Consider the following 10,819-nt stretch of genomic DNA (forward strand, 5'->3'; position numbering starts at 1 on the left):
TCTGTGGATGCCATAAGGGATTTTGAGATGGTTAATTCCGAATTGATCATGCATGACCAGATATTTATTGAAAAACGAATCGAACGTCTTGAGGCAATGGTCAAAAAGATAAAGGATGAAGATCAGCAGAAAGAACTTGTGCTCATGAACAAGTTAAAAGACTTTCTTGAACAGGAAAAACCGTTAAGGTTGATTAAATTGACGGATGATGAGGAAAAGATGATCAGGAGTTATCCCTTTATTACAAGGAAAAAACTGGTCATTGCCGTTAACGTGTCTGAAGATGACCTTGAGAGTGAGGCCATCCTTTCAAGGTTCAGGCAAAGCTGCGAAACCCAGGAAATAGAAGTCATGCTGGTATCTGCAAAAGTTGAGGCTGAAATTGCCATGCTGGATACCCAGGAAGAAAAAAATGAATTTTTAGAAGATCTTGGCATAACGCAAACAGCCCTTGAGAGCCTGACAAAGCTTTGTTTGAAATCTTTGAACCTGATTTCCTTTTTTACGGTTGGAAAGGATGAAGTCCGGCAGTGGCTGGTCAGAAAGGGCGCAAAAGCGCCTAAAGCTGCCGGTGTGATTCATTCTGATCTTGAAAGAGGCTTTATCCGTGCGGAAGTATTCAAATATGGTGAACTCATGGAAGCCGGCAATGAAGCAGAACTTAAAAAGGCCGGCAAAATTTATGTGGAAGGCAAGGAATATCTTGTTGAAGACGGGGATATTTTAAATATCAGGTTTTCCGTCTGACCGGATATTTAAAATAATATTGCAAATTAAAATAATGCCACCAGTTCAAATAATGTCATCAGGCAAAATAATATTACCAGGCGCTCACAGGACGAATCAGCGGGTTAATGCCAAGTTTGTTCTTTAATGACAGGCAAGCCTTTTGAGCTCCATCTCGATTTGTATAATTGCCTGATCTTACCAGATACCAGGTTCTGTCCCTGGAATCTTTAAGAATCAGTATCCTTGAATCAAACCCTTTATTGATCAATTGGGTGTTCATCTTATGGGCATTTGCCTGGTTGAGAAAAGCGCCTGCCTGAAGGGCATAGCTGTTACTTGGCTCTTTAGTGCTTTCAGGTTTGTCTTTCTTTTTTATTTTTTGCTTAAGTTGAACCAGTTTTTCTGTTGCATACGAACTGTTCGGGTCTTGTTTGATGGCTTCTTCATAGGTTTCAATGGCTCTGATATTTTCTCCTTCCAGAACAAGCAGATCTGCCTTATAACAGATTGCCCAGTAAAAATCAGGCTTGAGGCTCAGCGTTTTTGAAAGATCATCAAGGGCTTGTTTGTTTTGGTCGAGTTCGGCAAGACACAAAGCCCGGTTAAAATATGCCACATGATTCTCCGGTGCCATTTCAATTTCAATTTCATAGCTTTCAATGGCTTTTTCATACTCTTTTTTGTAATACCATGCCACACCCAGATTACTATAAAGTCCCTTCAGCTCGGGAAATAATTTTTTTGCTTTTTCAAAATCCTGAATTGCAAGATCAAATTTTTCCTGTTTCATATAAGAAACGCCACGGTTTTTGTAGGCATCTGCATTGTCGGGAGCGATTTCAATCAGTTTTGAGAATGTATCAATGGCCTGTTGGTGCTGGCCTTGCTTAAAAAGGAGGACCCCTTTATCAAATAGTTCTCTTTGGGTTTCTGCAAAAACTATAGTATAAAAAATTAAGGACATAAAAATTAGAAATATAATTTTTTTCAAGAAATACTCCCTTTTTATTTGTTTTCGACAAATTATATATTATATAAAAGAGTATGTTAAATTCAATAAAAAAATATTTAAAAAAAGCAAAAGAGGAAGTTACCAAGGAATATTCCATCCATTCTTCTGATCAAACCCTGGATGATTCAAATAAAGAGTTGCCTAAAATGTGGACCGGTGTAGACCTTGACGGGACACTGGCCTATTACAACAGGATGTCCTCATACGATGAAGTGGGAGAACCGGTTCCTGCCATGCTGGCTCTGGTTAAAAAGATGATCAATAATGGCATTAGGGTCAAGATATTCACTGCCAGGGTTCAAGATCCGGAACAATTACCGCTTATTCGAAAATGGTTCAAAGAAAATGGCCTGCCTGAACTTGAAATAACAAACATTAAAGACTATAATATGCAAAGACTTTATGATGACAGGTGCATTCAGGTAGAGAGAAATACAGGCCGTCTGATTGTTGATAATTAATCTTTTAAAGGACTGAATTTAAGATGAAGTATGTTTACTATATTATTGCGATCATGATTGTTTTTTCCGGATTGGCAGCCTATGGATTGTTTAATACCCGTGTTGAAATTTCAAAACCGTTTTTATCAATAAACGACCGGATTATTTCCGAAGATGAATTTGAAAAAATGTCACATGCAAAGACGTCTCATGTTATGAGCCGGGAACAATTTATTGAGTCGGTTATCACTAAACAGCTCCTTATTCAGGAAGCGATCAGGATGGATATTAATAAGGAAGAAAGTTTCAGGCAGTCCGTTGAAAATTTTTATGAGCAGTCTTTGATAAAAATTCTTCTGGACCGAAAATGGGATTCTCTGGTGGTGGATGTTACCAATGATGAGATTGCAAAATATGAAGCATTGATTCAAAACAGACTTTTTTTTACCAAGATGATTTATCCAAGCCTGAAAGACGCACAAAAGCGAACCAATGAAACCATTGAAAAACTCGAAGCTGATTTTATCGATCTGTCCGATGATCTGAAATTTATGGTATTGAATTTAAATATAGGAGAATCTTCTAAACTCAAGAAAACTAATTTCGGAATTTTTGTGTACATGCTTGATGATATTCAAAAAAAAGAAGACCCGGGCAAAAAGGAAGAGTTTGATATTAAACGAGTTTCTCTTTTTATTCAGGATAAAAAAAAGGAGCAGCTTTTGGCGCAATGGACAGATACAATCAGACAAACAGCAGAAATCTGGAGGAAAAATGAATAGTCAGGTTCAATATAAGCGACGAAATTATTTTATCAATAAAGAATTTCAGGGGCGCTATATTTTTAATTATTTTCTTTTGGCCACAATTGGAAGTATTTTATTTATAGGGGTGTTCAGCTTTTTTTCTTCTAATACGCTTTCCATTGCTTATGATAATTATCATCTTCAACTAGGCGTCACACCGGATATACTGTTTAAAAAAATTCTCAGTACCCAATGGTTGTTCATTGTTTTGGGGGGAGGACTTGTGGTTATAATCACCCTGTTTCTAACCCACAGGGTAGCCGGTCCTTTTTATCGGTTTGAAAAAACTTTTGATGCGATGGTGGGGGGTGATCTTTCAGATAAAATTATCTTGCGCCAAAAGGATGAAGGCAAAAATCTGGCACAAAAAATAAATGCTTTCAATTTTATTCTTTCTGAGCAATTATCTTTAATCGAAACATTTAATTCAAAGATTGAAATTTCAGTCCATCAATTGAGAAAAACCTTGAAAGATGCTGATATGGATATCAGCAAAGCAGAGCCTTTTCTTAATCAAATACTGGAGAGTCAAAAAAATGTTCATACCATGATAAATGACTATACATTTTCCCGGGATAGATTATAGGGAATATGATTCGTTTCAAGCCTATATATATATTATTTTTTTTAGGAATAATTTTTTCTTTTTCTCTGGATTGTGCTGCCTATGAACTTGAATCAAGATATGCTGTAATTACTTATTTTGACCATGATGATTTGCGGGAATTTAATAATGAATTATACATGGGGCGACTCAAATCACAAATTAGAAAAGCCAGAGGCGATACCATAGAAGATGAGGTGATCGCAAAGATCAATTTCGTTGTTGAAAAAGTCATGGCTGTCTTAGATATGTTCCCGCCTCAACTTAGGTTTTCTATTGTTATTCATCCCAGTGAAAAAGAAGTGCAAAAAGATTTTCGTCGAATTTATCATATTGATGTGGAGTATATCGCATTTTATTCACCACATAAGAACAGGATATTTTACTCGGCGGATAATGCCTACTTAAGAGTCGTGGCCCACGAAATAGGCCATGTTGTTGTGGAAAATTATTTTACCATCTCACCTCCCCAGCGCATCCACGAGGTCATGGCACAATTTGCAGAAAAGCATGTTACTGATTGAGCTTTTGTATCATTTTTAATGCTTTTTTGTTGCCCGGTTCCAATAAAAGAGCATGGTCATATTTATCAAAGGCCTTATACAAAATACCCTGGCTATAATATAAATCGCCAAGTGTAATTTTTATCCTGGCATCCATTGGAAGGGTTCTTTCCGCTTTTTCCATCACTCCCATGGCATTTTTTAAGTCATTGCGGGTCCTGAAAAATTTGAATATTTTATAATAAAAGAAACGAATTTTAACTAAAGGGTCTTTATGAGTGAAAATGGTTTTATTGTGCAGGGTTTCAATCAAATCAAGCGCAGCAAGATATTTGATGACGGCATCTTCCATGGAACCTGTATTGCTTAAAAAATTGGCATATTCAATGGTCGGCCCGGGCAGATTGGGAATGGCCTGCTCCATATCGCTGTCATTTACTCCCGAAACAATCATTGATGTCAGAACCCGTTCAAAATATTTTTCGTTCAAAGCCAATGTTTTTTTCATATATTCAAACCCTTGCTTGAAATCTTTTTGTGCAAGCAGCCAGGTTCCATATTGAAATGTGTATTCAGCATTACTTTTGTCATAAACCATACTGTTTTTAAAGGCAGCATGTCCCTTTGCCGGTTCACCCTGTTGAGCAAGAAAGGAGGCAAACCGGTTCAAATGCCTTGAATTTAAAGGATCGAGACGTAAAGAATCAATAAAATGTGTTCGTGATCTTTCAAGATCATTTAAAAACCAGGCGGTATTGGCTTGCGTGAATGAATAGGCCGCATGAAACGGATCAAATTGTGATGCAAAGCCAGCTACTTTTTCAATTTTTTTAATAATATCAGGCGGTGTTTTTACACTCATTGTATAATTTTTAATGTTTGAGTAATAAAAGACGCCTAATAAATTTGAAATATTATATAGCATCAGGAGAACAGCAACACTGCAAACGATAAAGGCAGAGCTCAATTTTTTACTTAGAGCATTTACAGGTGCAAGTCTGGTTTCTTTGCTTTGTTTTCTTAAGCCGGTGTTTGCAGCAGAAACAGCAATGCCTGCGATAAAAAAGAACCAGAGTCCGTTGGCCCCAATGTGCATATTGAAATCCGTAAAACTGTGCAAAAGGATCGAAACCATAGCTGTGATACAGCCAATATAGAGATAGATTGAAAAAGCATCTCTTCTTTTTGAGAAAGTTTTATAGGTTTTATAAAACAGGGTCAATAAAAAGGATGCAGCAAGTAAAAAGGCAATGATACCGCCTTCTGCCAGAAGTTCAAGATAATCATTATGGGCATGGGTAAGGAATCCTTGCCTTTTGAAAGAACGATGCAAGGGATAAATATGTGAAAAAGTTCCCATACCGGACCCGGTGATTGTATGATGACTGATAATACCCTGTGTATCTTTCCAGAAGTCAAGCCGGGATTGATAAATGATACCCTGGGCATTCTTCAGTTTTGCAAATCTTTCAAAGATCTGATCCCATCCAAACCATCCAATTGAGAGTGTGGTGATGATGATGAGACCAATCATCAGCAGGGTGTTTCCTTTACTGATTTTTCGTTTCAGAAGAAAAAATGTAAATAAGAGAAGTGAAAAGCACGTACTGATCATGGCGCCTCTGGACAGGCTGACAAAAATGGAAATAACAATCAATAATGCTGATGCTCCGATAAGAATATGAATATTGGCCTTTTCCTGGCTGAATATCTGGGCAATCCCTTTTATCAGGGAGGTGTTTCCAATCCTGGGTCTGTAAAATAAAAAAAGGCCAAGCACGACAGGAAAGATTAGCTCCATGAGACCTGCATAATGGTTGTGGTTGGCATAGGGTCCCACCACAATGGAATTAATCGGAGAATGCCTGAACCATAATGCCATGTCCTCTGTCAGATAAAACTGCAAGATGGAAGAAAATGCCAGAAGCCCTCCAAAAAATACAATCACAAGGACTGTGGTCTGAAGCATCTCTTTTTCTTTCAGCAGTTGAATAGTTAATACATAAAACATGACATAGGTGGCGTATCTGAAAAATTCGGACAGAGTGGCTTTTTGATGAACGGAAATGCTCATCCATGAATTTGTATCAGCCAGCAGGTTTGTTATTTGATGTATTTTAAAAGTTTCAGGCGATAAGTATTCAATTATAAACGGGGGCAAAGGTATGAGTTGAAAGAGAATATAAAAAAGAAATAAAAGTAAAGGCGTTATGCCCGGGACCTGGTATAATTTGTTGTTGTTTTTTAAAATTGAGATGAAAAAGAGCAGACATGCCAACCCTGTGCCCGTCTCCATTATGGCATAAGACCATGGTTCAGTCGTTCCAAATGCTAAAGGTGAGAAAATAAATAAGAAAAAAAACAAACCTTTTGAAAGTTTTAATGACATATTAATTATGATTCTGATGAATAATAATAATCACCATAATTGTAGTAATATCCACTCTTTTTGGCACTGAACCGGTTCAGCACCAGTCCTGTAATGGGTGCATTGATTTCTGTGAGCTGTTTGAGGCCTTTTCCCAATATTTCATAAGTTGTTTTGCCGGCCCAGGTGACAATAATCACTCCGTCCACATTCTGGCTTAATATGACAGGATCGGTCACACTGGCCAAAGGGGGTGAGTCAATAATAACCATGTCATAGGAATTGGAAAATGTATGGAGCATTTCTTTGAATTTTTTTGAACTTAAAAGTTCTGAGGGATTCGGAGGTATGGGACCGGCAGTGATCAGATCCAGATTTTCAAGGATATCTAACTGGATACTCTCATCCTCCTCTGCGACACCGGCGAGTAAAGAACTTAAACCTGAAGTGTTCTCCTGGTTGAAATTTTTATGTTGCACCGGACGTCTCATATCTGCATCTATCAGAAGGATTCTTTTTCCTGTTTGAGCAATACTGCCTGCAAGACAAACTGCCACAGATGATTTGCCTTCCCCCGGTGCCATGCTTGTGATTAAAAGAATCTTGGGCGGGTTGTCAGCAGAAGAAAGAAAAACAGAGGTCCTTAATCCCTTAAAGCTTTCTGCGATCAAAGAGGACGTATCTTTTAAAACATTCTGTACAATGGTTTGATTTTTTTCTTTAAAAAGATCAATAGTGCTGATAACAGGAATATTAAATCTGTCTTCAACATCTTCCGGAGTTTTAACTGTATTGTCCAGATATTCTAAAAAGAAGGCAAGGCCGATACCACCGAAAAGCCCCAGGATAATGCCCAGAAGAATATTCCTTTTTTTTTTGGGTTTTGCAGGAAATTTTGGCAATTGGGCTTTTTCAATGACCCAGACATTGACGGTCTGGCTTTTTTCAGTAATGCCTTTTTCCTTTATTTTTTTGATTAACGCATCATAGAGATACCTGTTTGTATCTACTTTTCTTTGCAGGATGCCAAGCTGGATAGATTTTTCTCCAAGTCTTGCTGCCTTGAATTTTGTCTGGTCCAAAAGCTCTCTTAGATCTCTTTCATTGGATTTAGTAAGCAAATATTCATTTTTAATAGTCTGGACAGCAGTTTTCAATGCTTTGTATTTTTTATCCTTAAGGCTTTTTAATTCATTATTGGCCGTGATCATTTTAGGATGTTTTGGACCATATTTTTTTGAAAGTTCTGAAATTTTCTGGTCTGCGATGAGGATCTTCTTGTTGATCGAATCAACAGAAGTATTTTTAACAATCACAGCAATTGTTTCCAGATCTTCTTTTTTTACATTTTTAACCTGGTTGTAAATCGCAAATAGTTCCTTTCTCTTTGTTTCTGCTCTTGTAAGGTTTTTAGAGAGTTCTGAAAGTCTTTCCGGAAGGACAGTAAGGCGGTTTTCTACGGTTACAATATCATGTTTTTTTTTATAGCTGTGTAAGGCTATTTCTGATTCTTCAAGTTTTACCCGTTGAGTTTCACCCTTTTTTCTCATCCACCCGATACTATATCCTGCAACTTTCATCTGCATATCAATCAGTTCGTCAATATAGGCCTGGGCAACTGAGTTGGCAACTTTCATTGCAACAGCAGGGTTATCAGAAATGTAGCCAATCTGAACCACTCTTGAATTGGCAACCGGGTCCACAGAAATGCCTGCTTTGATAATATTTTCAAGCTTCTTGGCTTTTGTCAGCGGAATGTCGAGCTCTGCCGGGATTTTTTTATTCACTGTCTCATTTGAGGAGGAAAATAATTTTTCAATCCCGATCATTTCCTTAAATACTAAAAATTGATCCTTAAACCAGCTTAAAACACTGATGAGATAGGATGTTTTTTCTTCTTTTTCAGCAAAAAAAGTGTCGTACATTTTTTCAGGGTCCAGATTTTCAACGACTTTCTCGACAACTGCGGCACTTTTAATTAACTGATGCTGGGTTTCTAAAAATTCGGGATCATAAGGGGTGTATCGATAGCTGTTTGTCAAAGAATCAGAGGTATTTTTTTCTATAATAACTTTAGTGGAGGCAAGATATAATGGCGTTGCAGTAAATGTGGCAATGATGACGGTTATAAGGGTTAATAGAAAAAAGGTAAAAATAGTTCCTTTTCGTTTGCCAATAATACGAAGATAATCTCTTAAATGTATTTCTTTTTCATCCATGATTAGAAAAAACTTTCAGGAACAACGATAACGTCATTCGGGAGTATGGGTTCATCCATGTTAACATTGTTAAAAATACTCTTTTTACCCTTAATTTTTCTGATAATTTTAACTTTATTTTTTGCAGCAATTTTAGAAAATCCGCCGGCCATGGTAATGGCTTTAATGACAGTCAGTTCCTGTTCATATGTATAAGAATCCGGCTTTTTAACCTCACCGGAGACATAATATGTTTTGGCTTTGGAAATATAGATGCTGTCATCGTCCTGAATGGAGATATTAAGGGATGCATCTCCTTTTTTAATCAGTTTGTCCAAATCAATGACAATCTGATCTTTGTTATTACCGGATCCGGAAATCCGTTTGATGATGGCGGTGCTGCCGGCATCAGCAGTCAGACCACCGGCTTTTGAAATAAACTCCAGAAAGGTGATCTTTCCTCTTAATTCATATTGGCCGGGATTCCTGATTTGTCCAAGGATAATGGCTTTTTTGCTCCGGTGTTCTGAAATAAATACATCCACCTGGGGATTTACCAGATATCCGTCTGCAAACAATTTTTCAATTTTTGCAGAAACCTGTGAAACCGTTAAGTCTTTCACATTGATTTCACCCAGAAGAGGGACGCGGATGGTATAGTCTGCACTCACCCTTACAGTAGTGGAAAGGTCTTCATTTTCATAAACATTAATATCAAGCACATCTCCTTCCCCAATGGTATACTCCTGGGCAAAGGACAATATCGGTATAAAAACAAGGATCAGAATCCATGTTTTTTTAAAAATTAAATTGCTCATGGCGTTACATGGACAGACTTATTCGTAAAAAGATCTGATGAATTTTATAATCATAAAAGGTAATATTTGAGTTATTATGATGGTATTGATACCCTAAATCAAAAATCAGCCATTTTTTGGGTTCAAATCTGATGGCCGGCCCGAATCCGTATAAATCATCATCCCGATCGAACCCATTATATTTATTTTGTTCATAAAAGGCATTCAGGGTTCCAGACCATTTTTCGGTAAACCGCTGCATCAGTCCTATATCAATACCTGTAGAGAGAAAGCTCGAAGCATTCACTAGATCTGATTCATGAAATTTTCGATATCCATTTATCTGGAGTGCCCTCTTTGGGGTCAAATTATGCTGGGTTTGAAGTTCTAGTGAAAAGTTATCCTGGTCTTCAGCGGTTGATAAGTCAAAATCCTTATCTATATAGCCTAATTTTAATGTTCCTCTTGTTTTAGCAGTAATGTCCCAGTTTACACCTGCATAATATCGATTTTCAACACTGTCATTTGTTGCCCCAGCATCAAAATCAATATCTGAATAATTATATTCGACGAAAAGTGATGTCTTGGGCCAGAATTTATAAAACGCGGATATCCCAAAAGAGTTGTCGTTTCTGTCTCTATAATTAATCACATCGTCCTTATAGTCAATATCATAATTTGAGTAGGTAGCCTGCAGTTTGAATTTGCCCGAGGGAGCATCATAGGTGGTGATAAAATCCAGAAGATTATCCTGGTGCCGATAAAGAGTGTTTGTAATGCCATTGCCGGCAATTTCTTCCCTGTCATGGAAAATATCAATCAGATCAAACGAGAGGCCGGAATTAAAATTGTACTGCAAAAGACCTTCTGCTCTATGATTTACATGGTCATGCGTGGAATAATCAGAATATAGGACAAATTCAGGTGAGTATAAAAAATAGCTCTGGTATCGTCTGGTGGCTTCAGGTTTGATACGGCTTAAGTTGAGCCCGCCCGGAGAAGTTGTGGTGGTGTCAATGGCTAAAAGTTTTTCCCTGTTTGCTGGAAAAGCAAGCCAGATACCCGGAGCAATGGTGGTAATAAAATCGTCTTTTGTATTAGAATTGGTGGCAAAAAGGTTGTCTGTATAGATTGCTTCAAAAAGTAAAAACGGATGAAAACGACCACCTTTCTGGCCAAAAATATCAGCAGAAATCCCTTGTTCATCTGTCACAGGTATGCTTTTTGACTGGCCGACAGGAGGAGCGTCTTCACAAAAAGCTGTCTGGACCATCAAGGTAATAAAAAAAGCAGTAAAAATCAGTTGAGCCATGTTTTTTTTATATCTCATGTTCTACCCCACTATTTAATATAAAAGACCAA

The 10,819-nt window shown here is 37.5% G+C and carries 10 protein-coding genes; 5 read left to right on the forward strand and 5 right to left on the reverse strand.

The window, feature by feature from the left end; genetic code table 11:
* Nucleotides 1-747: DUF933 domain-containing protein (locus tag K8S13_RS03285; RefSeq protein WP_291460420.1), on the forward strand; the 747-nt coding region annotated here is incomplete at its 5' end.
* Between the two features lie 73 nt (nt 748-820).
* Here the strand turns inward: K8S13_RS03285 and K8S13_RS03290 are convergent.
* The gene (locus tag K8S13_RS03290) at nt 821-1,720 is read right to left on the reverse strand and encodes an SPOR domain-containing protein (RefSeq protein ID WP_291460422.1); all 900 of its coding nucleotides are present in this window, start codon (nt 1,718-1,720) and stop codon (nt 821-823) included.
* A gap of 53 nt (nt 1,721-1,773) precedes the next feature.
* Here K8S13_RS03290 and K8S13_RS03295 point away from each other — a divergent pair, with 53 nt between their 5' ends.
* Genes K8S13_RS03295 through K8S13_RS03310 form a run of 4 tightly spaced genes read left to right on the forward strand, consistent with a single transcriptional unit; the run spans nt 1,774 to nt 4,115 of the window.
* Nucleotides 1,774-2,202 (forward strand): hypothetical protein, encoded by a 429-nt coding sequence (locus K8S13_RS03295; protein ID WP_291460424.1) that lies wholly within the window; start codon nt 1,774-1,776, stop codon nt 2,200-2,202.
* Nucleotides 2,203-2,225: 23 nt separating this feature from the next.
* Nucleotides 2,226-2,963 carry a hypothetical protein gene (locus tag K8S13_RS03300; protein WP_291460426.1) on the forward strand — a complete coding sequence of 246 codons (738 nt, stop codon included), beginning with the start codon at nt 2,226-2,228 and terminating at the stop codon, nt 2,961-2,963.
* On the forward strand, nt 2,956-3,573 hold the full coding sequence (locus K8S13_RS03305; protein WP_291460428.1) for a methyl-accepting chemotaxis protein: 618 nt from the start codon (nt 2,956-2,958) through the stop codon (nt 3,571-3,573). The genes K8S13_RS03300 and K8S13_RS03305 overlap by 8 nt, the downstream gene beginning before the upstream one ends.
* 5 nt (nt 3,574-3,578) lie before the next feature.
* Nucleotides 3,579-4,115, forward strand: coding sequence for a hypothetical protein (locus K8S13_RS03310; RefSeq protein WP_291460430.1), 537 nt, complete (start codon nt 3,579-3,581; stop codon nt 4,113-4,115).
* Here the strand turns inward: K8S13_RS03310 and K8S13_RS03315 are convergent.
* The 4 genes from K8S13_RS03315 to K8S13_RS03330 all read right to left on the reverse strand — a co-directional run bounded on the left by K8S13_RS03315 (nt 4,105) and on the right by K8S13_RS03330 (nt 10,787).
* The gene (locus K8S13_RS03315) at nt 4,105-6,390 is read right to left on the reverse strand and encodes an O-antigen ligase family protein (protein WP_291460432.1); all 2,286 of its coding nucleotides are present in this window, start codon (nt 6,388-6,390) and stop codon (nt 4,105-4,107) included. The two genes, K8S13_RS03310 and K8S13_RS03315, sit on opposite strands and share 11 nt — an antisense overlap.
* A gap of 98 nt (nt 6,391-6,488) precedes the next feature.
* Nucleotides 6,489-8,681, reverse strand: a complete 2,193-nt coding sequence (locus K8S13_RS03320) for a polysaccharide biosynthesis tyrosine autokinase (RefSeq protein WP_291460433.1) — start codon at nt 8,679-8,681, stop codon at nt 6,489-6,491.
* 2 nt (nt 8,682-8,683) lie between these two features.
* Nucleotides 8,684-9,478 carry a polysaccharide biosynthesis/export family protein gene (locus K8S13_RS03325; protein WP_291460434.1) on the reverse strand — a complete coding sequence of 265 codons (795 nt, stop codon included), beginning with the start codon at nt 9,476-9,478 and terminating at the stop codon, nt 8,684-8,686.
* 4 nt (nt 9,479-9,482) lie between these two features.
* Nucleotides 9,483-10,787 carry an outer membrane beta-barrel protein gene (locus K8S13_RS03330; RefSeq protein WP_291460436.1) on the reverse strand — a complete coding sequence of 435 codons (1,305 nt, stop codon included), beginning with the start codon at nt 10,785-10,787 and terminating at the stop codon, nt 9,483-9,485.
* Nucleotides 10,788-10,819 lie beyond the last annotated feature (32 nt).

It is taken from the genome of Desulfobacula sp. (genome assembly GCF_021107415.1).